The sequence below is a fragment of the Janthinobacterium sp. GW821-FHT03C10 genome (genome assembly GCF_059420865.1).
This window is the reverse complement of the sequence record NZ_JBWKUN010000001.1, coordinates 1,123,234-1,149,497: the sequence shown is the minus strand read 5'-3', so window position 1 is coordinate 1,149,497 and position 26,264 is coordinate 1,123,234. Positions and strand designations below refer to the sequence as shown.

Genomic DNA, 26,264 nt, shown 5'->3' with positions numbered 1-26,264 from the left:
TGTGTTTTTCAGTGATGAAATGAATATAATGAATTTATTAAATATGTCATTTCAGTGCATCAATCCTCGAACACCATGCCTTGATATGGTGCTGCACGGCAGGCCGCCAGCCGCTGCGCCAGGCTGCCCGCATGGATTTCCAGCTGGTGGCCGTCCGGGTCGAGAAAATACAGGGAATCGCCGGCGCTGCGGTTTTGCTGCCATTCCGCCACGCCAGCCGTGCGCAGGCGGGCGGCAAAGGCGGGAAAATCATCCTGCGAGATGGAAAACGCATAGTGCGTGTAGCCGTTCGCGCTGATCGCCGTGCCCGCATCCAGCGACAGGCACAGCCACAAATCCCCGGCCGACAGGTAGGCGCCCCTGTCCCAGCGCGCATGCAGGCGCAGGCCCAGCGTATCGCGGTAAAAGACGACGCTGCGATCAAGGTCGTGTACGGACAGGGTGAGGTGGTTCAGGCCGGTCAACATGGTGCTGGATAACTTTCAGGTGAGGGAGGCCTGTATCCGTCATTGCCATGATTTGATATGACTTTGTTCCACAGGGGTTTGAGATACAGCAGCAAGGTCATAAAGCTCACGGCACCTGACCAAACCGTAGCGAGCGGCAGTGATTTGCGGCCGAGAAGCGCAACCGTGCTTCTGGTACGGTGAGCATCGCAGGCGGCCTATACCGACGCGCAGTAGGTACTGTCAGGTGTCACTACACAGGCTCGGCGTGCTCCACCATCAATTGCACTTTCGTCGTGCCATTGTATTCATTCGCATCGAGCCGGAAGGCGACCCTGGTGCGTTCGCCCAGCGCATCCGTATGCCCGAACCAGATGGCGTCGAAGCGCACGCCGTTCTTTTCCAGCAGCAGTTTCAAATGCCGTTCCTTGAGGATGCGCTGGCTGACGACGCGAAATTCGTCGCAGAAGACGGGCGGGGCGAAGCCCTGGCCCCACACCTGGCCATCCATCAGCTCGATGAAGGCCGTCGTGTAATACGCGTCTTCCAGCGGGCCGTCCGTTTCCACCACCCGTTCCAGCTGTTGGGCGCTGAGCCAGGCCTGGCCCACGGCTTCGAAGGCCTGGGAAAACGCGTCGAAGGCGTCGGCGCGGATGGTCAAGCCGGCCGCCATGGCGTGGCCGCCGAACTTGTCGATCAGGCTAGGCGCCCGTTTCGACACGAGGTCGAGCGCGTCGCGCAGATGGAAACCGGGAATCGAGCGTCCGGAACCCTTGATCCAGCCGTCCGCGCCCGGCGCAAAGGTAATCGTCGGGCGGTAAAACTTCTCCTTCAGGCGCGAAGCGACGATGCCGATCACGCCCTGGTGCCAGGATGCATCGAAGACGCTGATGGTGCTGCTGTTGGCCGGCTCGAAATCGTCGAGGTGCAGCAGGGCCGTATCCTGCATTTCCGCCTCGATTTCGCGGCGCTTCAGGTTGATGTCGTTCAGTTGCTGGGCCAGCGCCCAGGCGCGGCCTTCGTCGTCCGTGATCAGGCATTCGATGCCCAGCGACATGTCCTGCAGGCGGCCGGCCGCATTCAGGCGCGGCCCCAGGGCAAAGCCCAGGTCGAACGGCGTGGCGCTGCGCGCTTCGCGGCCCGCCACGCGGAACAGGGCGGCCACGCCCGCGTGCATATTGCCCTTGCGCATGCGTTTCAAGCCTTGCGCGACGAGGATGCGGTTGTTGGTATCGAGGCGCACCACGTCGGCCACCGTGCCCAGCGCCACCAGGTCGAGCAGGTTGTCGAGCTTGGGTTGCGTCTGCGCGTCAAAGATGCCGCGCCGGCGCAGTTCGGCCCGCAGGGCCAGCAAGACGTAGAACACGACGCCCACGCCCGCCAAATGCTTGGACGGGAAACCGCAGGCGGGCTGGTTCGGGTTGACGATGACGGCCGCGTCGGGCAGGGTGTCGGCCGGCAAATGGTGGTCGGTGACGACGACCTCGATGCCGCGCCGGTTCGCCTCGGCCACGCCGTCGATGCTGGCGATGCCGTTGTCGACGGTGATGATGATGTCGGGCGCCTTTTCACGGGCAGTGAGCTCGACGATTTCCGGCGTCAGGCCGTAGCCGTATTCAAAACGGTTGGGCACGATGAAATCGACGTCGGCACCCATGGCGCGCAAGCCGCGTATGGCCACGGCGCAGGCGGTGGCGCCGTCGCAATCGTAGTCGGCCACGATGACCATACGCTTCTTGGCGGCAATGGCGTCGGCCAGGAAGACGCCGGCCGCGCCGATGTGCAGCAAGCCGGACGGCGGTATCAAGTCCTTGGCCTCAATCGACAGTTCTTTCGCGTCGGACAGGCCGCGCGAGGCGTACAGGCGGGCCAGCACGGGATGGATGCCGCCCTGGCGCAGCAGTTCGGATTCGCGGTAAGGGCAGGGACGGGTGGCGATGCGGGTACGGGTCATGATGCTTTCAACTTGTTCAGGGTCATCGCGCGCCAGAATTTGCGCTGCGCATGCTTGCTGGTGGTGGCGTCGAGCCAGGCGTCGCGGTGGCTCAGCACCAGGCGCAGCTGGCCCAGGCGGCCATCTTTCAAGGCCGCCAGCAGCGGCGCGAACCAGTCTGCTTCCAGCGCTTGCAGCTGCTGCAGCCACATGCCCCATTCCTGGGCCTGCGCCGCTTCGATCAGGCCGCCCAGCACGACGATCGTGTCGGCTTGGTCCGCCAGCACACTGTTTGGACTGGCATCGCGGCGCGCCGGTTCCGCCAGCGCGGCCAGCCAGCCTGGCGCGTTGCGCGTATGCAGGCTGGCTGCGCACGTCGGATGCTGCGCCGTTGCCAAGCCGGCGCCCCAGAGCCAGAACGCATTGATGGCTTTCAAGCCCCGTTCCTCGCGCGCCGCATTGACCGGGTGTTCATGCCACAGCATCTGCACTTCATTTTGCAGGCGGCGCGCGGCGCGCGCGTGCTCGCCTTCCGGCATCCAGACGGACAGGTCTTGCGTGGTGGCGGCGTCCGGCGTGGCACACTGCAAGTCGCTCCAGCCATCGGCGCGCATGAACCAGGTGCCCGCGTCGCCATACGCCAGCGGCTGGCCGATCTCGTCGAAATACGGGGCCGCAATGTCGAACAGGGCGCGGCCATCGGTCTCGCTCAGCTTGAGCTGGCGTAAGTCTTCCAGGCTGATATGGCTGCGGGCGATGGCCAGGTGGGCCGGATGCAGCAGAAAATAGCGCCCGCCCGGTTCCGGCGCGAGGCCGTAGCCGCGCATGGCTTGGGCGGCAAAGGCTGCCTGCGCCGCCTCGCCGCTGGGCGCGGGCGCCAGGCCCAGCGCATGCGCCAGCCACGCCTCATGCGGCAGCAGGCGGTTGGCGTTGTCAAAAGTTTCTAAATCGCAAGTGGAGGTGCGCGACAGCAGCGCTGCCAGCGCGGGCGCCTGCAAGACCTTGAGCAGGTCGGCAGCCAATTCGGCGTTGGGCAAGGCGAAGGGCAGGACGAGGGTAAGTTGATTCATCCCGAGATTGTAGGCGATAGCGGCGGCGCGCGAGAAGGGCGCATGCGTTTTCGCCGTGATCGCCGCCACAGATTGCCGCGGGCAAGGCAGCCGCTTTGCATGGTGAAAGTATCAATAAAATATTTTAATTATTGAAATTTTATCTTTGTCGTCGGAAAATGATTCTCTTTTGAAAAGATAGTGGATATAATTGCGCTAACTAAAATATCAGAAAGACAATCACCCCCTGATGCGTGATTGCGTCGTCTGGCTCCTGTGTCCCTCGAAATTGTATACAAGATCTGCCGGCTTCATTTTTTAAACAAGTCTCTTCTTGGAAGCCCACCTATGTATACATTCGCCGCTTTGCGCGGCCAGGCTGATCACGCCCTGGCCCCCCGTATTTCCGCTCCTGCCGCCGTGGCATGCCGTCAGGAGGCCGCATGACTACCTACAACCTGTCGACCACGGTCCACGTCTGCGAAGACATCAACAAGAATTTCGATATCCGCGACCTGCTGATCCAGGCCGGCTACTCGGTGCAAGGCGAACTGAACATCAAGAATTTCACCGTGCTCTTGCCGGACGATACGGAATCGACCGAGAACACGCCGCTGTTCGGCATGCTCGACGCGGACACCGTGTATGTGCGCCCCGGCGACTGGGCCGCCAACTACAACGGCAGCTTCTCGACCATCGAAGTGACGATCGACAAGGGCAATGGCGATATCGTCCAACTGAGCCTGCAAGTCATCATCGACCCCGTCAACGACGCGCCCGACGCGGCCGACAAGACCTTCACCTTGCTCGACGGTAGCAGCGTGGTGCTCAGCGAAGGCGATTTCGGCTTCCACGACGACGTCGAGCACGACGGCTTCAAGTCCATCGTCATCATGAATACCACCACGGCGGGCCAGGTCTTGCTCAACGGCGTGGCCGTGACGGTGGGCACGGAAGTGTCCATCGACGCCATCCGCGCGGGCCAGCTGGTCTTCGTGCCCAGCCAGACGGTGGCCGGCGACTTCGACCTCGGCTTCAAGGTGCGCGATGACGGCGGCACGGCCGGCTGCAATGCGCAGGACCTGAGCCTGGCGCCCCATTACCTGACCTTCAAGGTGCCGATGGCCCACCTGGGCGATTTCGTCTGGGAAGACAAGAATGCCAACGGCGTGCAGGACGCGGGCGAGGCGGGCATCGCCAATGTGGTCGTGCAATTGAAGGATACGGCCGGCAATGTGGTGGCCTCGACCACGACGGACGCCAGCGGCGGCTATCACTTCGACGTCAATCCGGGCACGTATTCCGTCACCGTGGTGGCGCCCGCCGGCTATGTGCCGACGGCGGCGAACCAGGGCGGCGATGCGGGCAAGGACAGCAATATCGACGCGGCCGGCAAGATGGCGCCCGTGACCCTGGCGCCGGGCGAAACCAACCTGACCCTGGACGCGGGCCTGTACCACACGGCCGAGCTGGGCGACCGGGTCTGGTTCGACACGAACAAGAATGGCGTGCAGGACGCGGGCGAAGCGGGTGCTGCCGGCGTGAAAGTGACCTTGCTCGATGCATCGGGCAACGCCGTCGGCAGTCCGCTGGTGACGGATGCGAACGGCAACTATCTGTTCACGAATCTGAAACCGGGCGCCTACAGCGTGCAATTCGATAAGACCACCTTGCCAGCCGGCTATACCTTCACGGGCCAGGACCAGGGCGGCGACGAGCAGCGCGACTCGGACGCGAATGCCGACGGCAGGACCGCGCAAGTGCTGCTGGCCTCGGGCGACAGCAACCACAGCGTGGATGCGGGCATCGTGGCCTTGCCGGCCACCCTGGGCGACCGCGTGTGGCATGACAGCAACGCCAACGGCATCCAGGATGCGGGCGAGTCCGGCATCGGCGGCGTCACCGTGCAGCTGAAAAATGCGGCCGGCAGCGTGATCGGCTCGACCGTCACGGATGCTTCCGGTTACTACAACTTCAATGTCGATCCGGGCACGTATTCCATCGCCGTCGTCGCCCCCGCAGGCTATTTGACCACCGTCAAGGATGCGGGCAGCAGCGACGCGCTCGACAGCGATATCAACACGCTGGGCAACAGCGGCCAGGTGACGGTCGCTGCCGGCCAGAACTACAAGGATCTCGATGCCGGCCTGTACAAGACCGCGTCCATCGGCGACCGCGTCTGGTTCGATGCGAACGGCAACGGCACGCAGGATGCGGGCGAGGCGGGCGTCTGTGGCGTGAAAGTCAATCTGTACAACGCGCAAGGCGTCGTCGTGGCCAGCGCCACCACGGATGCCAGCGGAAATTATCTGTTCAGCAACCTGGTCCCCGGCAATTACTATCTGGGCTTCGTGCCGCCGGCCGGCTATGGCTTCACCAAGGCCGATATCGGCGGCTATGCCACCGATTCGGACGTCAATCCGGCCAGCGGCTTCACCACCACATGGGCCACCTTGAAATCGGGCGACGTGCAGCTGGACTGGGATGCGGGCCTGGTCAAACTCAACACGGCCTCCATCGGCGACCGCGTGTGGGAAGACAACAACTACAACGGCGTGCAGGATGCGGGCGAGCTGGGCGTGGCGGGCGTGAAGGTCAACCTGCTCAACGCCAACAACGTGGTCATCGCCTCGACGACGACGAATGCCAGCGGCAACTACCTGTTCAGCGAACTGGCGGCCGGCAGCTACAAGGTCGAAGTCATCCGTCCATCGGGCTTTTATTACACCAAGGCCAATCTGGGCAGCGATACGGCCGATTCCGATGTCGATGTCAGCACGGGGCGCTCGGCCCTGATCAACCTGGCCGCCGGCCAGAACGACATGAGCTGGGACGCGGGCATCTACCGCAAGGCCAGCCTGGGCGACAAGGTATGGCGCGACGCCGACCATGACGGCGTGCAGGATTACAACGAGGCGGGCATCGCCAACATCAAGGTGCAGCTGTACTCGGGCAGCGGCGTGCTGCTGGCCACCACCTACACGAATGCCAATGGCAACTATCTGTTCAGCAACCTCGATCCGGGCAGCTATTCGCTCAAGTTCGACAAGTCGGGCGTGTATCACGCCGGCTACGCCATGGATACGTGGCGCTGGGGCGCGAAGAACGTGGGCGCGAACGACAATATCGATTCGGACGTCAACAGCAATGGCACGACGGGCAACGTGGTCTACACGGACATATTGAAACTGGCGTCGGGCCAGAACGACATGAGCTGGGATGCGGCCATCACGCCCATCGTCATTGACCTCAACGGTGACGGCGTGCACACGATCGCCCGCGCCGACTTCCACGGCAGCTTCGACTTGCTGGGTACGGGCAGCGCCATCCAGACGGGCTGGGTCTCGGCGCAGGACGGCTTGCTGGCCATCGACAGCAGTGGCAATGGCAAGATCGACAATATCTCTGAGTTGTTCGGTGGTAACGAGAAGGGCACGGGCTTCGCCAAGCTGTCCAGCTATGACTCGAACCACGACGGCGTGGTCGATGCGCACGACGACAAGTTTGCCGAGCTGCGCATCTGGCGCGACGCCAACAGCAATGGCGTCACGGACGATGGCGAGCTGATGTCCTTGCACGACGCCGGCGTGGCCAGCCTGGCCGTGAGCTACACGGAACTACCTTTCCTCGACGCCAACAGCAATCTGCACCTGGAACGCAGCAGCGCCACCCTGGCCGACGGCAAGACGGTCGACATGACGGACGTGTATTTCAACGTCGATGCCAAGGATGCGGCCGCCGCCGGCGTCACCTTGCCGAGCATGGCCGACCTGCTGCGCGACGACAGCACGCTCGACGTGGTGCTGGGCCAGGATGGCACGGTGAGCACCGTGGCCGCCGCACCGGCCGCAGCAGCCCCTGCCGCCGAAGCCCAGGCCCAGTGCGAAATGGCCGACCTCTTGCGCCGCGCCATGGCTCACGTACATACCCAGCCCCAGGAAATGGCTGCCTGATGTCCCTTGCCGGGCCATGAGCCTGCCCGGCAATGCCGCACCGGCGCACCCGTCACGGGGCGCCGGCACTTTCCACGCTTTTTTCCACACTTGATAATAGAAATAGGGAAACCACGATGAAACAATCCATGCACCTGATCGTTCGCGGCGCCATCGCCGCAGCCGCTTTCGCCCTCGCCAGCGGCAGCGCCCTGGCCGCCTCCAACCTGCAAGTCGTCGACTCGCACAGCGTCAGCCTGTTTACGGCTGCCGGCGGCGCCTTCGGCTCGGGCAGCGCCATCTCGCCGACCTTGTGGGAAGTCAAATACGACAGCAACACCTTCCTGGCGTTTTGCCTCGATCCCCATGTGGCCGTAAGCAACAGTTCGAACAGCTACAGCAGCGGCGCCTTCGCCGCCAGCGATGCCGTCAAGCGCCTGTATGAGGGCTACTACGCCTCGTCCGTCGCGACCGTGTCGACCAGCGCCAACAGCGCCGCCGCCTTTCAGCTGGCCCTGTGGGAATTGAATAACGACAACACGAACCTGCTGACGGGCGACTTGCGCTTCAAAAACCTGAGCAATGCCGTCGTCAGCCAGGCCAATACCATGCTGGGCGTGGCCACGGGCAATGGCGCCATCCAGAACCTGTACAACTACACGAGCTTGACGAGCGTCAACCCGGCTTCGCAAACCCTGCTGGCCGTGTCGCCGGTGCCGGAAGCGCAAACCTGGGCCATGCTGGTCGCGGGCCTGGGTCTGCTGGGCTTCATGGCGCGCCGCCGCAAGGGCGCCTCCGCGCTGACTTGATCATTACTCATTAATCAACGCTCATCGCGCATCGCGCATCGCGCAAGCGATAGCGTTCCCGCTGCGGCGCGCCCGACCGGCGCGCCGCAGCGTTTTATTGTGAACCCATCATGACCCCACCCCTTGACACTTCCACCGCGTCCGCCGGCATGTCCACCGATGCCATCGCCGACGCCATCGTCTTCCTGGCGCGCTTTTTCGGCGTGACCGTGCAGGCCGAGCGCCTGCGCGCCAGCGTGGCGGCTCAGGCCGGCCCGGCCGCCGCCGGCTTTCTCGACCAGGCGCTGGCGCACGCCACCCTGGCCGGCACCGCGTTGCCGATAGGCAAGCCGCGCCGCGCCACGGAAATGCCGGCCTTGCTGCTCAACGGGGAAGGGCAGGCGCTGGTGATACTGGCCATTGCCGATGGCAAATATGAATGCCATGTGCCCGGCATCGCCGGCAGTGCCTGGCTCGACGCGGCCGCGCTGGCGCGGGAAGTGCCCGGTGGCCGCTGGGTGGCCGTGCGGCCCGTCATGTTTTTCGACCAGCGCAGCTTGCTTTACAGTATGCCGGCGGCGGGGCGCTGGTTCTGGGATGTCTTCAACCGTAACCGCTGGGTCTTCCGCTGGGCCCTGCTGGGCACCTTGGTGCTCAATGTCATCGGCGCGCTGGTGCCGTTCTATGCGATGGCCGTGTATGACCGCGTGATCCCGAACAATGCCACGTCCAGCCTGTGGGTGCTGACGATCGCCGTCGTGGTGCTGACGGGCTTCGAGCTGGCCCTGCGCCTGCTGCGCGGCGAGCTGGTGGAAACGGCCTCGCGCCGCATGGACGTGGCGCTGTCGTCGAACATCTTCGCCCAGTGCTTGCGCCTGCGCGCGGCCAGCCGGCCCGCTTCCGGGGGGACTTTGGCCAATACCGTGCGCGATTTCGAATCCGTGCGCGAATTCTTCGCCTCCACGACCCTGACGACCCTGGGCGACTTGCCGTTCCTGCTGCTGTTCCTGCTGGTGATCGCCCTGGTCGGCGGCTGGCTCGTGCTCGTGCCCCTGGCCGTCATCCCGATTCTGCTGCTGGTGGCCTTCGCCTCGCGCGCGGCCCTGGCGCGCCACGTGGCCGCCTCGATGCAGGAAAGCGCGCAGCGCACTGCGCACCTGTTTGAAACCATGAATGGCCTCGACACCATCAAGGCGCTGGGCGCCGAAGCGTGGAGCCGGCGCAAATGGGAAAGCCTGACGGTGGCCATCGCCGCCAACAGCGTCGAGACGCGCGAAATCGTCAGCCGGGTCAATTACATCAACACGGCCGTGCTGGCCCTGTCCGGCGTGGCCGTGGTGGCCACGGGCGCCTTGCTGATGGGCGAGCATCTGCTGACCCTGGGCCAGATCATCGCCGTGAGCATGCTGACGGGCCGCGCCCTGGCGCCCGTGAGCCAGATCGCGGGCCTGATCATGCGCTGGGAGCAGACCAAGCTGTCGTATCACGCACTCAATAAAATCATGGAAGCGCCCACCGACGACGACGCGGCCAGCCTGCAGGCGCCGCCCCTGTCCGGGCGCATCGAATTTCGCGACGTGGGCTTTGCCTACCCGAATTCGCCGCCGCTGCTCGATAAGCTCAACCTGCACATCCGCCCCGGCGAACGGGTCGGCGTGATCGGCAAGCTCGGTTCCGGCAAGAGCACCTTGCTGCGCTTGCTGCTGAACCAGTACGGCCCGCAAAGCGGCAGCGTGCTGTTCGACGACCTGGCCAGCACCCAGCTGGACCCCTTGAGCCTGCGCCGCCAGATCGGCTACGTGCCGCAGGACGTGACCCTGTTCCACGGCACCCTGCGCGAAAACATCGAACTGGGACGCAGCCAGCCCGACGACGCCAGCCTGCTCGACGCCATCCGCCTGGCCTGCCTCGACGACATCATCACCCAGCTGCCCAACGGCGTGGCGACGGAAGTGGGCGAGCGGGGCGAACGCCTGTCCGGCGGCCAGCGGCAAGCCGTGGCCATGGCCCGCGCCTTGCTGGTGAAACCGCCGATGCTGCTGCTCGATGAGCCGAGCAGCATGTTCGACCCGGCCACCGAGCAGCGGCTGATCGGCCGGCTGCGTACCTTAAAAGAGACCACCATCGTGCTGGTGACGCACCGCATGGCCATGCTGGCGCTGGTGGACCGCCTGATCGTCTTCGACAAGGGGCGCATCGTGGCCGACGGCCCGCGCGACGACGTCATGCGCGTATTGAACAGCCAGGCGGCCAGGCCCGCGGCGGAACAGGGAGCCACAGCATGAGCGCCGTGAACGCCCCGAACGCCCCGAACGCCCGCCCTCTGCCGGCGGCCCACCCGGACCCGGAAAGGGAGCCGCAGCGCATCGTCATCCACATGCTGGCCTTGACGTCCGTGCTGCTGGTGCTGGTGCTGGCCTGGGCCACCTTCGCCCAGCTCGACGTCTCCGTGAATGGCCGGGGCGCCATCACGCCGCCATCGCACCTGCAGGAAGTGCAAAGCCTGGAAGGGGGCATCGTGCGTGAAATGCTGGTGAAACCGGGCCAGCGCGTGCGCCGCGGCGACTTGCTGCTGCGCCTGGACACGGCCCAGTACGAGGCCAACCTGGGCGCCAGCGTGCAGAATCGCCTGGCGGCGCTGGCGGGCCGGGCGCGCCTCGATGCGCTGCTGTCCGGCGGCACGCCCCAGTTCGCGCCGGAATGGCAGAAAGAGGCGCCCGAGCTGATCGCCAAGGAAACGCAGCTGTGGCGCGACGGCCAGCGCGAATTCGCGTCGGCCACGGCGGCCGCGCGCGAGGGCGTGACGCGCCGCCGCGGCGAGCTGGCCGAGGCGCACAGCCGCATCGCCCAGCTCGACACGGGCTTGAAAATCGCCCTGGAAAGCCTGTCCATCGAGGAGAGGCTCTTCAAAGAGGGTGCCGGTTCGCGCGGCGACTACCTGAATGCGCAGCAGCGCGTGCAGCAGCAGCGCACGGAACTCGACAGCCTGCGCGCCTCCGTGCCGCGCCTGACGGCCACCTTGGCCGAGGCGCAGGCGCAGGCTGGCGAAGTGGAAGCGCGCATGCGCGGCCAGTGGGGCGCGCAGCGCAGCGAGTATGAAACCAAGGCCGGCGCCCTGGCCAGCACCGTGAAAGGCCAGCAGGACCAGGTCAGCCGGCGCGACGTGACGGCACCCGTCGACGGCATCGTCAACCGCGTGCTGGTGGCAACCGTCGGCGGCGTGGCGCAGCCGGGTAAACCTATCCTGGAAATCGTGCCGGCCGATTCGGAAATGCTGATCTCCGTGCGCGTGAAACCGTCGGACATCGGTTTTATCCATGTGGGACAGAGCGCATCGGCGAATGTGCTGGCGTACGACGCCACCACCTATGGCCGCATGCAGGCGCAAGTGGTGCGCGTGGGGGCGGACGCGATTCCCGACGAGCGCAACGAACCGTACTTCGAGGTGCAGCTGAGTACCGACCGCAGCCAGCTGACGGCGCACGGCAAGGTGCTGCCGGTGACGCCCGGCATGCCCGTCGACGTGGGCATCCTGACGGGGCGCCGCTCGGTGCTGCAATATGTGTTCAAGCCCGTGCTGCGCGGCTTGCAGTCTTCCCTGCAGGAGCGGTGATGCGTGCCTTTTTATTTTGCATGGCATTGGCCTGCGCAAACGCGGTGGCCCAGTCCGCGCCACAGGCCACCTTCCAGGCGCAGTCCGCTCGCGGCTTGCCCGCCTTGCTGGCGCGCGCCGTGCCGCGCGATCCGCAGGTGATTGCGGCGCAGGCGGCGCTGGCCGCCACCGAAGCGCGCTACAGGCAGGCCCGTTCGCGGCTGTTTCCCACTGCGGTGCTGCAGGCGACGCGGGGGCGCAGCAAGGACCTCGATGGCACCCTGGAGGTCGAGCGCCGCACGCACCAGGTGGAAGCGAGCGTGCGCTGGAACGTGTACAACGGCGGCGCCGACCGCGCCGAACTCGATGCGGCCGAGCGCGAGATGGCGGGCGCCGCCTTCGACGTGGAGCGCGCGCGCGCGGAAAGCGCGGAAAAGCTGGCCGAGGCGTATTTCGACATGCGGCGCCTGGAACGCAGCCTGCAGCAGTCGCAGGAACGCCTGCGCGACGTGACGCAGCTGGTGCGGCAGGTGACGCGCCAGGCGGAGCTGGGCAAATCGTCGGAAGTGGACCGCGAACTGGCGCAAAGTTCGCAGCTGGACGCGGAACTGGTGCACGACGGCTTGCTGACGGACCAGCAGGCGGCGCGCATCAAGCTCGAGGCGCTGGCCTTCGAGCCGGTGGCGCAGTTTGCCGATTTCGCCTTCGCGCCGCTGCCGGCGCAGGCGCTGGAGAATGCCGACACGCAGCAGGCGCAGTTGCGCGCCGCGCGCGAGCGTGCGGCGGCGGCCCGGCTGCGCGTGCGTGGCGTGGCGGCCACCCTGGCCCCCAAAGTCGATCTGAATGTCAGCCATCTGCTCAATAACAAGACCACGCCGCCGCCGTCGACCATCCAGCAGCGGGGCTGGTCGGTGGGCGTCTCCTGGGAAATCCCGCTCGGCGGCGGCAGCCTGGCGCAGCGCGACGAGAGCATCAGCCGCGCCCAGGCGGCCGAGGCGGACGTGGCACGCGCCGAGCAGGGCACGCGCGCCGACCTGGCCAGCATGCTGCCGCGCATCGCCAATGCGCAGCGCACCCTGGCCCTGCTCGACGAGCAGGAAAGAAAGATGGCCTTCGTCGTGCGCGGCGGGACCGTCCAGTACGAGGCGGGCCGGCGCAACCTGCAGCAGGTCATCCAGACGCGTGATGGCTACTTCACGATACAGCAGCGGCGCATCGACCAGCTGCACCGTCTGACCCTGGCGCAGATGCGGCAATATGCGCTGGCGGGGCAGCTGTTGCGGGTTTTCGGCCTGGCGCAGGAGGCAAAGTAGGCTAGCTGTGCGCTGTTTCACGCAGACTTGGTGCATGAAATGCCCATTGTGTGGCACACTGCGCGCTCGCATATCATCGTTGTCGCGGGAGCGCATGAGCATCATCAAACAATTTCCTTTTGAGTGGCAGGTCGGCGTGCGCTATACGCGCGCCGGGAAACGCAGTGGCCGCAACAGCTTCATTTCCTTCATCTCCCTCATTTCCGTGGCCGGCATCGGCCTGGGCGTGGCCGCCCTGATCGTCGTCCTCTCCGTCATGAACGGCTTCCAGAAGGAAGTCACCGACCGGCTGATGTCGGTGCTGGCCCACGTCGAGGTGTTCGACACCAGCGGCTCCATGCCCAACTGGCAGGCGCAGGAACGCGCCGCCTACGCCAATCCGCAAGTGAAAGCCGTGTCGCCCTTCGTGGAAACCCAGGGCATGCTGCTCAATGACGAAACCATGCGCCCGTCCGTCGTGCGCGGCGTGCTGCCGCAGCAGGAAGCCACCGTCTCGAGCGTGGCCGCCCAGATGAAGCAGGGCAGTTTCAATGATCTCACGCCCGGCTCGTACAACATCGTGCTGGGCATCGACCTGGCCAAGGCGCTGGACGTGAAAGTGGGGCAGAACGTCACCCTGATGCTCGAGCGCGAGCCCAGGGCGGGCGATCCGGCCAACGGCATCGTCATGCCGCGCATGCGGGCGCTGAAGGTGGCCGGCATCTTCGAGGCTGGCCACAATGAACTTGACGGCAGCCTGGCGTTTGTGAACATGCAGGATGCGGAGCAGCTGCTGCAGCTTGACGGTCCGTCCGGCCTGCGTCTGCGCCTGCACGACATGAACAAGGCGCCCCAGGTGGCGCGCGAACTGAAGGCCTCGATGCCGGGCCAGCTGTGGATGCGCGACTGGTCGCGCGCCAGTGCCAGCTGGTATGCGCTGGTGCAAAGCCAGAAGAACATGATGTTCATCATCCTCAGCATGATTATCGCCGTGGCCGCGTTCAACCTCGTCTCGACCCTGGTGATGTCGGTCACCGACAAGCAGGCCGACATCGCCATTTTGCGCACCCTGGGCGCCTCGCCGTTCTCCATCATGAAGATATTCATGATCCAGGGCGCGCTGGTGGGCTTGCTGGGGAGCGCCCTGGGCGTCATCGGCGGCGTCGTGCTGGCGCTGAACGTGGGCGTCATCGTGCCCTTCATCGAAGGCATCTTCGGCCTGCACTTCATCTCCAAGGAAATCTACCAGATCAGCGCCGTGCCGTCGGACGTGCACTGGCTGGACGTGGCGCAGATCGGCCTGATCGCCTTTGGCCTGGCGCTGGTGGCCACCATCTACCCGAGCTGGCGCGCCGCGCGCGTCAAGCCAGCCGAGGCGCTGCGCTACGAATAACACATCAAGAAACGATAAAGACCGCCTGAATAATGAGTATTTTCAAGAATTTTCCCTTCGAATGGCTGGTCGGCCTGCGCTACACGCGGGCCGGCAAGCGCAGTGGCCGCAACAGTTTTATCTCCTTCATCTCGCTTATTTCCATGGCCGGCATCGGCCTGGGCGTGGCGGCGCTGATCGTTGTGCTGTCCGTGATGAACGGCTTCCAGAAGGAAGTGACGGACCGCATGCTGTCCGTGCTGGCCCACGTGGAAGTGTTCGACAACAGCGGCAGCATGCCCGACTGGCGCGCGGAAGCGGCGCAAGCCTTCAAGAATCCGGCCGTGAAGGGCGCCGCGCCGTTTGTGGAAACGCAAGGCATGCTGCTGCGCGACGATGCGCTGCGTCCCGCCATCGTGCGCGGCGTGCTGCCCGAGGAAGAGCCGAACGTGTCCGACGTGGCCGGCCAGACGCGCATGGGCAGCTTCAAGGCGCTGCAGCCGGGCACCTTCAATATCGTGCTGGGCATCGAGCTGGCGCGCGCCTTGCGCGTCAACCTCGGCGAAAAAGTGACCTTGATGCTGGCGCAGGGCCAGGTCACGCCGGCCGGCGTGCTGCCGCGCATGCGCAGCTTTACCGTCAGCGGCATCTTCCAGGCGGGCCACAATGAATTCGACGCCGGTTTGGCCTTCATCAATATCGAAGACGGCCAGCGCCTGCTGCGCCTCGATGGCCCGTCCGGCCTGCGTTTGCGCCTGGCCGACATGAACCAGGCGCCGCAAGTGGCGGCCGAACTGAAGAAATCCATGCCGGGCGACCTGTGGCTGCGCGACTGGTCCAAGCTGAACGCCAACTGGTTTGCCGCCGTGCAGACGGAAAAACGCATGATGTTCATCATCCTGACCCTGATCATCGCGGTGGCGGCCTTCAACCTCGTGTCGACCCTGGTGATGACGGTGACGGACAAGCAGGCCGATATCGCGATTTTGCGCACGCTGGGCGCCTCGCCCCGTTCCATCATGAAGATCTTCATGATCCAGGGCGCGCTGGTGGGCATCCTGGGCACGATCCTGGGCGTGGGCGGCGGTGTGCTGGTGGCGATGAACATCGACGTCATCGTGCCCTTCATCGAGCATCTGCTGGGCGTGCAGTTCCTCTCCAAGGACATCTATTTCATCAGCACCGTGCCGTCCGACCTGCGCTGGCCCGACGTCACCAAGATCGGCGTGCTGGCCGTGATCCTCGCCTTTTTGGCGACCCTGTACCCAAGCTGGTGGGCTGCCCGCGTGAAACCTGCGGAAGCCCTGCGCTATGAATAAACCACTGAATACGACCATGACCGATCTGAATAAACCTGCCTCCAACGGCGCTTCCGCCGATTCCGCCGTCCTTAGCTGCCGTGGCCTGGGCAAGACTTTCACGCAGGGCAGCTACAAGGTGCAGGTGCTGGCCGGCATCGACATCGACGTCCACCGCGGCGAGCGCGTCGCCATCGTCGGCGCCTCCGGCTCGGGCAAATCGACCCTGCTGCACCTGCTGGGCGGGCTCGATACGCCCACCAGCGGCAAGGTGACCCTGCTGGGCAGGGATTTCGCCACCCTCAGCGAAAAGGCGCGCGGCGACTTGCGCAATGCCTCGCTGGGCTTCGTCTACCAGTTCCACCACCTGCTGCCCGAGTTCTCGGCGCTGGACAACGTCGCCATGCCGCTGATGATACGGCGCATGAAGCGCGCTCCGGCCACCGAGCTGGCGCAGCAGATCCTCACGCGCGTGAACCTGGCCAAGCGCGTCACGCACACGCCGGGCGAATTGTCGGGCGGCGAGCGCCAGCGCGTGGCCCTGGCCCGCGCCCTCGTCACGCAGCCTGCCTGCGTGCTGGCCGATGAACCGACGGGCAACCTCGATCACGCCACGGCCGAACAGATTTTCGACCTGATGCTGGAACTGTCGCGCACCCTGGGCACGGCCTTCGTCATCGTCACGCACGATATCGAACTGGCCAAGCGCTGCGACCGCGTGCTGCGCCTGACGGACGAAGGGCTGCAGCCGTACCAATACTAAGGAACCGCCATGCTGTGGATCGACACGCACTGCCACCTCGACGCGCATGAATTCGGCAGCGAATCGCCGCAGGTGGCGGCGCGCGCGCAGCAGCAGGGCGTGGGCATGATCGTCGTTCCCGCCGTCGAACGGGCCAATTTCGCCATCGTGCGCGATCTGGCGGCAACGTCGCCCAACGCCTGCTATGCGCTCGGTATCCACCCGATCTACGTGCCGCAGGCCACGGAAGACGATTTGATCGCCCTGCGCGAAGCCGTGGCGCTGGCCATGCATGACCCGAATTTTGTGGCCATCGGCGAGATCGGCCTCGATTTCTTCCTTCCCATGCTGTGCGAACCGGCCATGCGCGCCAAGCAGGAGCATTTTTTGCGCGAGCAGCTGAGAATCGCCCGCGACTTCGACCTGCCCGTGCTGGCCCATGTGCGCCGCTCGCAGGACATTGTCCTCAAGCACGCGCGCCAGATCCGCCCGAACGGCGGCATCGCGCATGCGTTCAATGGCAGCTTCCAGCAGGCGCAGGGCTATATCGCCCTCGGTTTCAAGCTCGGTTTCGGCGGCGCCATGACCTTTACGCGGGCCTTGCAGATACGCCGCATGGCGAGCGAACTGCCTTTGGACGCCATCGTGCTGGAGACGGACGCGCCCGACATTTCTCCCGCCTGGATCCACCCGGGCCGCAACAGTCCCGAAGAATTGCCCCGCATCGGCGCCGTGCTGGCCGAACTGCGCGGCCTGGAACTTGCCGACGTGGCGGCGCAAACCAGCGCCAATGCGCGCGCCGTGCTGCCTCGATTACCCCTGATGGAGTGAAATCATGAACAAGAAAATGCTTGCGGGCGCCCTGGCAGCCTGCATGTCTACCGTGTTGGCGCCCGCCATGGCGGCTGCTGGCGCCCAGTGCGACGGCATGCCGCGCCTCGACGTCGCCACGCCGGCCGGCTTTTGCGTGGCCGTGCTGGCCGACGGCCTGAAATTTCCCCGTGGCGTGCTGCCGCTGACGAATGGTGACATCCTCGTCACGGACATGACGGGATGGGCGCCGAAGCAGGGTAAATTGTGGCTGTTGCAGCGCAAGGCGGCCGGCCCGGGCTACGAACGCAAGCTGCTGCTCGACAAGCTCGACCGCCCGAACGGCATCGTGCAGGGGCCGGACGGCATGGTCTACGTGGGCGAGGTGGGACGCATCTTCCGCTTCGACCTGCGCGATCCGGCCCGCGCCCTCACCGACATCATCGGCGGCACGGCCAAGACGCCGCGCCTGCCGGGCCTGGGCTTGCACCTGTTGACGAACATGCGTTTCAGTCCCAAGGGCGACCTGTATGTGAACGTGGGATCGAGCACCGACCATTGCGAGAACGATGGCAAGGCGCCCGATCCGGCCAAGGCCTGCCCTTCGGCGGAAGGTCCGGAAGCGCTGGGCGCCATCCGCGAATACACGATGGCCTGGCCGGCCGGCGCGGTGACGAGCTGGCGCACGCATGCGCGCGGTTTGCGCAATTCGATGGCGCTGGCCTTCCATCCTGCGACGGGCGAACTGTGGCAGGCGGAAAACGCGCGCGACGCCATCCAGGCCGCCATGCCGCAGCTGAAAAGCGACGAGAATCTGCCGCATGAGGAACTGAATCTGATCAAGGCCGACCGGCATTACGGCTGGCCGTACTGCTACGACGACAATGTCGCCAGTCCCGAATATCCGAAGACGGCTTGCGACGCCCAGTTTGCAGCGCCCGAGCGCCTGCTGCCCGGCCACGCCGCGCCGCTGGGCATGACGTTTTACACGGCCAGCCGCTACCCGGCGCTGTACAAGAACAGCCTGATCATCGGCTACCATGGCTACCGCAGCAACGGCCACCGCCTGGTGGCGCTGCTGCCCGACAAGGCCGGCGCGCCGCTGGGCAAGTCCGTCGAGTTGATCGGCAACTGGGAGCGCAAGGGTAAGCAGGGCAGGGGCGCGCCCGTCGACGTGAAGCAGGGCCAGGATGGCGATATCTATATGGCCGATGACCACAATGGCCTGGTGCTCAAGCTGCATTATGCGGCGCCGGGCAAACCGTAAGCGGCCTTCATCCGACGTCCTCGCTGGCGTTACGGGTGTCGTCGGCTTACGGCCTTTGGCCTAATCCGACCTACATGCTCAAGTAGGTCGGATTGGCGTGGCAATGCCGCGCGTAATCCGACGTCATTGTTGGCATTACGGGTGCCGTCGGTTTACGCTTGATCTCGCTCAGTGCGGGGCCGCCGCATCCTCCTACAATCGGCCTGATGTTCCCTGCCGGGCAGGGACGATGGGAGGCTGCCATGAAACCTGCATTCATCGCGCTGCGCGAGCATTACCCGAGCGTGGCCGCCGTCGACCAGGCGGCACTTTTCGGCGAAATCGGCTGGGAAGACTTGATCGGCAAGGACAGCTTTGCCAACACCTGCGCCATCCGCGTCAGCCTGGCCCTGATCAAGGCCGGCATCCAGGTCAAGGGCCGCATGGCCATCCGCAAGGGGCCGTTCAAGGGCGCGCTGATCGAGCCGGGACAGGCCAAGCTGGCGCACATGCTGGCCAGTCCCTCGATGTTCGGCGCGCCCGAAAAATTCGTCAGGGAGGCTGCCATCCCGGGCATCGGTCAGCGCCAGGGCGTCGTCGCCTTCTTCCGCATCCCCGGCTATCTGGGTGGCGCGGGCGGGCATATCGACATCCTGCTGCCGTCCACCGGCGTGAAGGTGTGCGGCAGCGAGTGCTACTGGGATTGCGGCGAGGTCTGGTTCTGGCCAGTCAGCTGACGCCTATTTGAACTTCTTCGACCGTCCGCGCGAGGCCGCGTTGTGCGCGCGCAGGATGGAATCGACGCGCTCGGATGCATCGCGCGACAGGTTTTGCGCCACGGCGATATCGGGGAAGAATTCGGGCAGGCGGTAGCTGAGCCAGGCATACGCGGAATAGTAGCGGCAGGTGTCTTCCACCTGCTGCAGGTTTTGCGTGCCGCCGCCGTACGCGTGCTGGCGCAAGGTGCTGGTTTTTCCCTGCGACAGATTCTTCGCCCAGTGCTCCCACGCCGTCTGCAAGGACGGCACCTTGCTGGAGATCGGCACCAGCGACAAAGTAAATTTGTCGGCCACGGACAGGGGCAGGGTGTCGAGCCAGACGGCGCGCTCCTTCTGGTCTTCCGTGATGCGCGGGAAGAAGAAGCCGTCCGGCACGTCGATATTGTGGATGAAGCGGCGCAGCAGTTTCGACAGCGACAGCTCGCCCGTCACGGACGAAATGCGGTGCAGGTGTTCGAGCGAGGGCGCCACGGCAAAGCCGCTGGTGTTCAGCGGATGCAGCTTTTCCTTCAGCAGGGCGCGCATCACTTCATGCGTCTCGTTGTCGTAGCCGGCCACCAGGCCTTCCTCGTGCACGCCGTAGCGGCCCGCGCGCCCGGCGATCTGGCGCGCCAGCGCGGCCGAGATCTCTTCCTCTTCACGGCCATTGTATTTGACGCAGGTGGTCATGACGATGCGCGCGATCGGCATGTTCAGGCCCATCGCCAGGGCATCCGTGCCGACGACGATATCGGCCGTGCCGTCGCGGAAGCGCTGCGCCTGCGCGCGCCGCACTTCGGGCGACAGGTTGCCGTAGACGGTGGCCACGGACAGTCCCGTCTCCGTGATCATGTCGCGCCACATCAGCACTTCGCGGCGCGAAAAGGCGATGACGGCGTCGCCGCGGCGCAGGTTGCGCACCTTGCGCACGGCCGTCGGTTCCATCGACAGGGGCGCCATGCGTTTCAATACATGTACTTCCAGCGGGCAGTCCAGGCGTTCGGCCAGCGCCTCGATGGCGCGCCGCGCTTCCGGCGCCCCCACCAGGTAGACGGTGTGGGCGGGCGCGCCGCAGACGGCCGCCGTCCACGCGGCGCCCCGGTCCGGGTCGGCCAGCATCTGGATTTCATCGATGACGGCCACTTCGACGACGTTCTTCGTGTCCAGCATTTCCACCGTGCTGGCCACGTGCGTGGCGCCGTCGACGACCCGGCGTTCCTCGCCCGTGATCAGGCTCACGGCCAGCGGTTTGCCGTGCGGCGCGGCTTCCTGCAGGCGTTCGTAGTTTTCCAGGGCCAGTAATCGCAATGGCGCCAGGTAGATGCCGCTCTTTGCCTTGACCAGCGCTTCCATGGCGCGGTGCGTCTTGCCGGAATTCGTGGGTCCGAGCAGCGCGATGAAGCGGCGCGGCAGGCGTCGCGCCATCTCGAACGAGGCGGGATACTCTGCCAGGTTGATGCTCTGGCGCGTGCGTGCCGCGTGCTGCTCTTCCTGCTGGCGCTCGATGGCGTGGTTGAAACGCTGGCGGATGCGGTCGAACACCATGCCGGCCGGCTCGGACGTCTGCATGTCGGCCAGCGTGTGCAGGAAGACCATCGGGTCCGCGTCCACGTCCTCGCTCAGGCCCGCGATATCGGCGACGAAATCCATCACATGCTGGCGCAGTTCCTCGAAGACGGCCGCGCTGGCCCGTTCGCGCACCAGCGCCAGCTTGGTCTCGCGGTCCATCTTGCGCCATTTGGCCGGCCGCGCCAGCACGCCCTGGCTTGGCACCAGCGCATACGGCACCACCAGGTGGCCGGCCTTGACGACGCCGGAAAAGCGCACGAAGACGCGGCCTTCCATCTTGACCAGGCGGATATGCTCGGCCAGCTCCCCCAGTTCCGCGACCAGGGTGGCGTCGTTATTGTCTTCGGTGCTGTCGGAAATGTCGGTGGAAGTGTCGGGAGGAAGTGCGGAGGAAGTCATGTCGTGCCTGGGTGTTGAAGTAAGCGAGGCCGATTATACCGTGCGCAGGGTAAAGATTTTTCCCCGGCGCACGGTGCGGCTGCCGCACGAGCGCTGATCTGTAGGACGATGATTCCTTGAGGCGGATAAGCAACTGGCAAACATGGAGGGCGGCGCTTCCACCTGCTTGCCAATCATCTTGCTTGAACGCGGAATGGGAATCCGATATCCGGTGCTTTGCGCCTAGCGTTTTTTTTCCTGCGACATTTTTATTCGGCTGAAATTTTCATTAATATATTTTTATTAATTTTGTTAGATTTTTGAATTTAACATTAAAATTTCAATTGCCGTGGTGCCGATAATAACAAAGAGTATGTTTTTATCGATAGCCACGGCGATGATATTCGTATCGCGCCTGTATTTTTCATTGTGTGAGGAATTGGCCGATGGCGCGCAATGAATTGAATTGTCTTGACAATTAATAATGGCGAGCTGATCATGGGTTCAGATTTTGCAGGGATATTTTGGTATCTTTTCAAAATATCTGAAATTGACGGCGACGTACGGCATTATTCTGGATGCCGGACTGGCTATCGGCTGGGGCGTGCCGCGTTGATATGCACGGCTTTGATTTGACGGTGCTCCAGGATACGTTGGAGGCCGCAGGATTTTCCATTTCGCGCTGACGCACGGCCAGCGCGCGATGACACCTGACATACCTGTGTATGTGGCCCTGCGCCAGAGGATGGCGCGCGCGGGGATTCGTCAGCCATCCGACTTTGGGAGAACTCCATGAATAAAAAGCTCGCTGCATTTCTTTTTGCGTCAGGCCTCGGTTTGGCTGTGACTGCGACGCCAGCCTTTGCCAATTGCTATAGCGCCTGCGCTGCCGAATGGCGGGCTTGCATCGCCGCCGGTACCTCTCAAGCCGAGTGCGGCGCCGAGCGGTCCGCCTGCCTGCAATCCTGCAATTGACGGGAGGAATACTGCGCGCTGCGGCAGCCATTGTCGTAGCCTGTTGCCGCTGACGCCAGCAAGCCATGGCGTCGATGGCAGTTCAGGCTGCCCGTGCGCGCACGGCGCGTAGCCCCCAGCCGGTGGCGATCAATCCGTCGCCGGCTTGCAGCGGCGCCACGGCATTCAGGAACGCGCCGCGCAGACGCCGCCTGGCGTCATCGTCCAGGCGGTCGATGTCATAGGTGTCGCTCAGGGCGGCCCACAGTTCGCCCGGCGTGGGCGACCAGGGCACGTCGATGTCGTCGAACGCGACATGCGTGAAAGCGCCGTCGAGCAGTTCGCGCCAGCCCGCTTCCGATCCCGCGCGCCGGTCGCCGAAGCGCAGCGGCGGCAGTTCGGTGCTGGCAATCGGCTTGAACACGCGCATGAATACGTCGTTGACTTCGCCCAGCAAGAAAGTCCGGCCGACGATGGCCGCGAACTGGCCGCCGGGGCGCAGCACGCGGCGCATTTCGCGCACGACCTGTTCGATATCGTCCATCAGCATCAGCGCCATGTGCGAGACGAGATAATCGACGCTGGCCGATGGCAGGTCCAGCGCCTGGGCGCGTCCCTGCCGCAGCCGCACGGAGGCGGGGAGGGTGGCGCGCGCGGCGGCCAGTTCGGCCTCGCTCATGTCGATGCCGAGCAACTGCAATTGAGATTGCTGTCTGGCTGCCAGCAAGCCCAGCAGATGACCGTCGCCGCAAGCCAGGTCGAGCACGCTCAAAGGCCTGTCCACGGCCGGTACCAAACTGGTCAGCACGGCATAGGAAGAGGCGTACGTGCCGGAGGCGGTGCGGGCCGGCAGATCGGCAAACGCGGCGCTGGTCACGCCGACCTGTCGCTGATGAAAGTCCTGCAAATAAGTTTCTGCCGCTGTCAGTGGGGGCATGCAAAGTCCGCCAGGTCGTGGCGTCTGGGCGCCGGATGGCCATCTTAGCATGGGGAAAGTGTCGGCAACGGCAACGACGGATGGCGTGCATGAGCATTCTTATCCACGCCACCATTGCGCCAGATCAGACGGCAAGGCGTGGAAAACGGTCACAGTATCTGAGTCCCTTTCGCAGCGAGCGGATTTTGCCTTGATCCTGTCTTCCCATGCGCACCCTGATACTCGGCTTTGCCGCTGGCGCCGCCTGGCTGCAGACGCAGGCAAGCTTGCCGCAGCACGCGGGCGTGTGGTTATTGGTGATCGTTGGGGTAGGAGGGCTGGCTAGTCTGGCGCTGTGGCGTCAAGCGCGCTGGCGTTCCGCTATTGCGCTTGCCGCTGGCGTGGGACTGGGTTTTTACTGGGCGGCCTGGCTGGCCCAGGCCGCGCTGGCGCCGCAGCTGGCGCTGGCCGACGAGGGGCAGGACATCATCGTCAAGGGCACGGTGGCCAGCTTGCCGTACCGCTTCGAGCAGGGCGTGCGCTTCAATTTTGCCGTGGAGAAGGCATTCAATGCGCAGGTGCCGCCCCTGATCGCCCTGTCCTGGTACGCAGGTTTTCGCGATGCAGTGACGAACGAAGTGGGCGACGTGCAGCCGGGCGAGCGCTGGCGGCTGACGGTGCGCCTGCAGCGTCCGCACGGCAATGCGAATCCCATGGGCTTCGACTACGAAGCGTGGCTGCTGGAGCAGGGCGTGCGCGCCACCGGCTATGTGCGGCCGCAGCCGCGCGCGGACACGCCCAACGTGCGCCTGGCGGCCTTCGTGCCCGGTTTCGGCAATGTGGTGGAGGCCAGCCGCGCGGTATTGCGCGCGCGCATCGCGCACAGTTTAGATGGCAAGCAATACGCGGGCGTGATCGTGGCGCTGGTGGTGGGCGATCAGCGCGCCATTCCCCAGTCGGACTGGCAAGTGTTCAACCGAACGGGCGTGAGCCACTTGATTTCGATTTCCGGCCTGCACATCACCATGATCGCGGGTCTGTTCGCCCTGGGCGCGGGCGCGCTGTGGCGGCGTTCGTTTTTCACGGACCGGCAACTGCCCTTGCTGCTGCCGGCGCAAAAGGTGGCGGCGCTGGCCGGCGCGCTGGCGGCATTGGTGTATGTGCTGCTGGCCGGCTTCGGCGTGCCCGCGCAGCGCACTTTATATATGTTGCTGGTGGTGGCGCTGGCACTGTGGCTGGGGCGCATTACCAGCATCGTTCACGTGCTGTGCCTGGCGCTGGGCGTGGTCGTGCTGCTCGATCCCTGGGCCGTGCTGTGGCCCGGATTCTGGCTGTCGTTCGGCGCCGTCGCCGCCATGCTGTACGCGACGGCGGGCCGCACCACGGCGCCCTTGCCGGAGAACGCCAGCCGCTGGCGCCGCCTGCGCGCGGCCGTGGCGCTGGGTGCGCACACGCAATACGTGGTGACGGTGGGGCTGGTGCCGTTGACGATGCTGCTGTTCTCGCAAGTGTCGCTGGTCAGCCCTGTGGCGAATGCGCTGGCCATTCCCGTCATCAGCCTGATCGTCACGCCCTTGTCGCTGGCGGGCAGCCTGCTGCCTTCCCCCCTGTCCGACGGCTTGCTGTTGCTGGCGCACGCCATCGTGCAAATGTTGGCGCAGGTGCTGGACTGGCTGGGTGCGCGCCGCTTTGCCGTCTGGACGGCGCCCGCGCCGCCATGGTGGAGTTTTTGCTGGGCACTGTTCGGCACGGCCTGGCTCTTGGCGCCACGGGGATGGCCCCATAGGTGGGCCGGCATGCTGGGCTGGCTGCCCCTGCTGACGGCCATGCCGTCGAGCCCGCCACCGGGCCAGATGTGGATCACGGCCTTTGATGTGGGACAAGGCATGGCCGTGCTGGTGGAAACGCATGGCCACCGCCTGCTGTACGACACGGGGCCCGCCGACAGCCTCGATTCCGACGGCGCCAGCCGTGTCATCGTGCCGTATCTGCGGGCGCGCGGCATCGCTACGCTCGACGGCGTGATCATTTCCCACAGCGACCTCGATCACGCGGGCGGCGCCGTCTCACTGCTGGAAAATATAGACGTAGGCTGGCTGGCTTCGTCGCTGTTCGATGGTCACCCGGCCGTCGAGGCGCGGCGGGAGTCGCACCGCCCCTATGTGCACTGCACGGCGGGCCAGCGCTGGACCTGGGAAGGCGTGCATTTCGCCATGCTGCATCCATTACCCGCCAGCCACACGGACATTGCCCTGAAACCGAACGCCCGCAGCTGCACCGTGAAGATCACGGCCGGCAAGCATGCCATCTTGCTGGCCGGCGACATCGAAGCGGCGCAAGAGGCGCAGCTGCTGGCGCGCTCGGCCGATGGCGAGCTGGCGGCCGACGTGCTGCTGGCGCCCCACCACGGATTATGTCACCCACTAAAAGATCGCTTATTGGGCGAGGCCCGTATGGCCGGTCACGCTTGCTTCGCAAGAACTACAGTGTCGCGTGTTGTATTTTTCGGTATGACATCCACTCCCACACGGCAATCGAGCTAAAATAGTACCCGATTAGGCATCGATGATGAGCATCCACATGCTATCAAATCTGCACAACAGTGGCGCCACTTTGCAGGTCGGCTTGTTTTGTTGCAATAATACCACCCTAGAGCGACACTTCCTCAAGGAGGTGTATGACGGTAGCAACATCGGCGGGCGCTACGACGCCGATCATTGTTACCTCAAGTAGCCCGTGGGGCGTCGACGGATTCCAATAATCCACGCGCCCGGAACTCAATTTGCTAATGGTTTCAGCTTCCAGCTGCTGCGGCGTCTTGTGCGACCGACCAGCTAACTTCGCTCGACGTTGCTGCGTTGACCCGACCACTAAACGACTGATGCGAACTGCTTTCCCGACTTCGTAGATATACATATGCCGCAGTTCTATAGATGTACAAAATATTTTACATTCATTTGCTTCGCATACTTACTCTTAACTTACTGTTCTAGCCACGCATGTTGTATCTGCCGAGGCAGCAGTGCTGCTGGAGAAAATAGAAATGGTTATTGCAGTTGAGGTAGTAGAGTACGTCTTCGGTGGTATTGCGTGGTTATAATCGACGAATTAATATCAATGTATTCACGTTGCACAGGATATTCATTGTTGTTAATTTAGCCATAATTTCAAACTGTGTCGCTTTTCGTA

At 64.5% G+C, this 26,264-nt stretch carries 18 protein-coding genes; 13 read left to right on the top strand and 5 right to left on the bottom strand.

The features are described from left to right. Positions 1-59 precede the first annotated feature (59 nt). The 3 genes from fos to AC07VH_RS04865 all read right to left on the bottom strand — a co-directional run bounded on the left by fos (position 60) and on the right by AC07VH_RS04865 (position 3,449). On the bottom strand, positions 60-467 hold the full coding sequence (gene fos, locus AC07VH_RS04875) for a fosfomycin resistance glutathione transferase (RefSeq protein WP_494786971.1): 408 nt from the start codon (positions 465-467) through the stop codon (positions 60-62). A 232-nt stretch (positions 468-699) separates the two neighbouring features. Then, entirely contained in the window at positions 700-2,400 is a 1,701-nt protein-coding gene (recJ, locus tag AC07VH_RS04870; RefSeq protein ID WP_494786970.1) for a single-stranded-DNA-specific exonuclease RecJ, read from the bottom strand. Then, a complete protein-coding gene (locus AC07VH_RS04865) occupies positions 2,397-3,449 on the bottom strand; it encodes a hypothetical protein (protein WP_494786969.1) in 1,053 nt (350 codons plus the stop codon). Before AC07VH_RS04865 ends, recJ begins: the two co-directional genes overlap by 4 nt. A gap of 422 nt (positions 3,450-3,871) precedes the next feature. On the opposite strand from AC07VH_RS04865, the gene AC07VH_RS04860 reads away from it, so the two are divergent. The 11 genes from AC07VH_RS04860 (at position 3,872) to AC07VH_RS04810 (ending at position 19,237) form a co-directional block, all read left to right on the top strand. Further along, positions 3,872-7,381: an SdrD B-like domain-containing protein gene (locus AC07VH_RS04860; RefSeq protein ID WP_494786968.1), complete on the top strand. Its 3,510-nt coding sequence runs from the start codon at positions 3,872-3,874 to the stop codon at positions 7,379-7,381. Between the two features lie 116 nt (positions 7,382-7,497). Next, positions 7,498-8,169 (top strand): PEP-CTERM sorting domain-containing protein, encoded by a 672-nt coding sequence (locus AC07VH_RS04855; protein ID WP_489630710.1) that lies wholly within the window; start codon positions 7,498-7,500, stop codon positions 8,167-8,169. Positions 8,170-8,279: 110 nt separating this feature from the next. Further along, a complete protein-coding gene (locus AC07VH_RS04850; RefSeq protein WP_494786967.1) occupies positions 8,280-10,433 on the top strand; it encodes a type I secretion system permease/ATPase in 2,154 nt (717 codons plus the stop codon). Next, positions 10,430-11,761, top strand: coding sequence for an HlyD family type I secretion periplasmic adaptor subunit (locus AC07VH_RS04845; RefSeq protein WP_494786966.1), 1,332 nt, complete (start codon positions 10,430-10,432; stop codon positions 11,759-11,761). Before AC07VH_RS04850 ends, AC07VH_RS04845 begins: the two co-directional genes overlap by 4 nt. After that, a complete protein-coding gene (locus AC07VH_RS04840; protein ID WP_494786965.1) occupies positions 11,761-13,053 on the top strand; it encodes a TolC family protein in 1,293 nt (430 codons plus the stop codon). The genes AC07VH_RS04845 and AC07VH_RS04840 overlap by 1 nt, the downstream gene beginning before the upstream one ends. A gap of 94 nt (positions 13,054-13,147) precedes the next feature. Then, positions 13,148-14,425, top strand: a complete 1,278-nt coding sequence (locus AC07VH_RS04835; protein WP_475416654.1) for a lipoprotein-releasing ABC transporter permease subunit — start codon at positions 13,148-13,150, stop codon at positions 14,423-14,425. Positions 14,426-14,457: 32 nt separating this feature from the next. Next, positions 14,458-15,723, top strand: coding sequence for a lipoprotein-releasing ABC transporter permease subunit (locus AC07VH_RS04830; RefSeq protein WP_494786964.1), 1,266 nt, complete (start codon positions 14,458-14,460; stop codon positions 15,721-15,723). A 16-nt stretch (positions 15,724-15,739) separates the two neighbouring features. Beyond that, positions 15,740-16,465 (top strand): lipoprotein-releasing ABC transporter ATP-binding protein LolD, encoded by a 726-nt coding sequence (gene lolD / locus AC07VH_RS04825; RefSeq protein ID WP_475416653.1) that lies wholly within the window; start codon positions 15,740-15,742, stop codon positions 16,463-16,465. Between the two features lie 12 nt (positions 16,466-16,477). After that, positions 16,478-17,275, top strand: coding sequence for a TatD family hydrolase (locus AC07VH_RS04820; RefSeq protein ID WP_475416658.1), 798 nt, complete (start codon positions 16,478-16,480; stop codon positions 17,273-17,275). A 4-nt stretch (positions 17,276-17,279) separates the two neighbouring features. Beyond that, positions 17,280-18,521: a PQQ-dependent sugar dehydrogenase gene (locus AC07VH_RS04815; RefSeq protein WP_494786963.1), complete on the top strand. Its 1,242-nt coding sequence runs from the start codon at positions 17,280-17,282 to the stop codon at positions 18,519-18,521. Between the two features lie 242 nt (positions 18,522-18,763). Continuing rightward, positions 18,764-19,237, top strand: coding sequence for a T6SS effector amidase Tae4 family protein (locus tag AC07VH_RS04810; protein WP_489630716.1), 474 nt, complete (start codon positions 18,764-18,766; stop codon positions 19,235-19,237). Positions 19,238-19,240: 3 nt separating this feature from the next. On the opposite strand, the gene AC07VH_RS04805 is transcribed toward AC07VH_RS04810, so the two are convergent. After that, on the bottom strand, positions 19,241-21,226 hold the full coding sequence (locus AC07VH_RS04805; RefSeq protein ID WP_494786962.1) for a helicase-related protein: 1,986 nt from the start codon (positions 21,224-21,226) through the stop codon (positions 19,241-19,243). 771 nt (positions 21,227-21,997) lie between these two features. Here AC07VH_RS04805 and AC07VH_RS04800 point away from each other — a divergent pair. Continuing rightward, entirely contained in the window at positions 21,998-22,180 is a 183-nt protein-coding gene (locus AC07VH_RS04800) for a hypothetical protein (protein WP_139143755.1), read from the top strand. A gap of 82 nt (positions 22,181-22,262) precedes the next feature. Here AC07VH_RS04800 and AC07VH_RS04795 read toward each other — a convergent pair whose 3' ends face one another. Further along, on the bottom strand, positions 22,263-23,096 hold the full coding sequence (locus AC07VH_RS04795; protein ID WP_494786961.1) for a class I SAM-dependent methyltransferase: 834 nt from the start codon (positions 23,094-23,096) through the stop codon (positions 22,263-22,265). A gap of 206 nt (positions 23,097-23,302) precedes the next feature. Between AC07VH_RS04795 and AC07VH_RS04790 the strand changes: the two genes are divergently transcribed. Further along, positions 23,303-25,618, top strand: coding sequence for a DNA internalization-related competence protein ComEC/Rec2 (locus tag AC07VH_RS04790; protein WP_494786960.1), 2,316 nt, complete (start codon positions 23,303-23,305; stop codon positions 25,616-25,618). Positions 25,619-26,264 lie beyond the last annotated feature (646 nt).

Coding starts and splice junctions, on each gene's coding strand:
- AC07VH_RS04855 (WP_489630710.1), top strand. CDS start 7,498: ATGAAACAATCCATGCACCTGATCGTTCGCGGCGCCATCGCCGCAGCC.
- AC07VH_RS04805 (WP_494786962.1), bottom strand. CDS start 21,226: ATGACTTCCTCCGCACTTCCTCCCGACACTTCCACCGACATTTCCGAC.
- recJ (WP_494786970.1), bottom strand. CDS start 2,400: ATGACCCGTACCCGCATCGCCACCCGTCCCTGCCCTTACCGCGAATCC.
- AC07VH_RS04790 (WP_494786960.1), top strand. CDS start 23,303: ATGCGCACCCTGATACTCGGCTTTGCCGCTGGCGCCGCCTGGCTGCAG.
- AC07VH_RS04845 (WP_494786966.1), top strand. CDS start 10,430: ATGAGCGCCGTGAACGCCCCGAACGCCCCGAACGCCCGCCCTCTGCCG.
- AC07VH_RS04835 (WP_475416654.1), top strand. CDS start 13,148: ATGAGCATCATCAAACAATTTCCTTTTGAGTGGCAGGTCGGCGTGCGC.
- fos (WP_494786971.1), bottom strand. CDS start 467: ATGTTGACCGGCCTGAACCACCTCACCCTGTCCGTACACGACCTTGAT.
- AC07VH_RS04810 (WP_489630716.1), top strand. CDS start 18,764: ATGAAACCTGCATTCATCGCGCTGCGCGAGCATTACCCGAGCGTGGCC.
- lolD (WP_475416653.1), top strand. CDS start 15,740: ATGACCGATCTGAATAAACCTGCCTCCAACGGCGCTTCCGCCGATTCC.
- AC07VH_RS04850 (WP_494786967.1), top strand. CDS start 8,280: ATGACCCCACCCCTTGACACTTCCACCGCGTCCGCCGGCATGTCCACC.
- AC07VH_RS04860 (WP_494786968.1), top strand. CDS start 3,872: ATGACTACCTACAACCTGTCGACCACGGTCCACGTCTGCGAAGACATC.
- AC07VH_RS04840 (WP_494786965.1), top strand. CDS start 11,761: ATGCGTGCCTTTTTATTTTGCATGGCATTGGCCTGCGCAAACGCGGTG.
- AC07VH_RS04830 (WP_494786964.1), top strand. CDS start 14,458: ATGAGTATTTTCAAGAATTTTCCCTTCGAATGGCTGGTCGGCCTGCGC.
- AC07VH_RS04865 (WP_494786969.1), bottom strand. CDS start 3,449: ATGAATCAACTTACCCTCGTCCTGCCCTTCGCCTTGCCCAACGCCGAA.
- AC07VH_RS04800 (WP_139143755.1), top strand. CDS start 21,998: ATGAATAAAAAGCTCGCTGCATTTCTTTTTGCGTCAGGCCTCGGTTTG.
- AC07VH_RS04815 (WP_494786963.1), top strand. CDS start 17,280: ATGAACAAGAAAATGCTTGCGGGCGCCCTGGCAGCCTGCATGTCTACC.
- AC07VH_RS04795 (WP_494786961.1), bottom strand. CDS start 23,096: ATGCCCCCACTGACAGCGGCAGAAACTTATTTGCAGGACTTTCATCAG.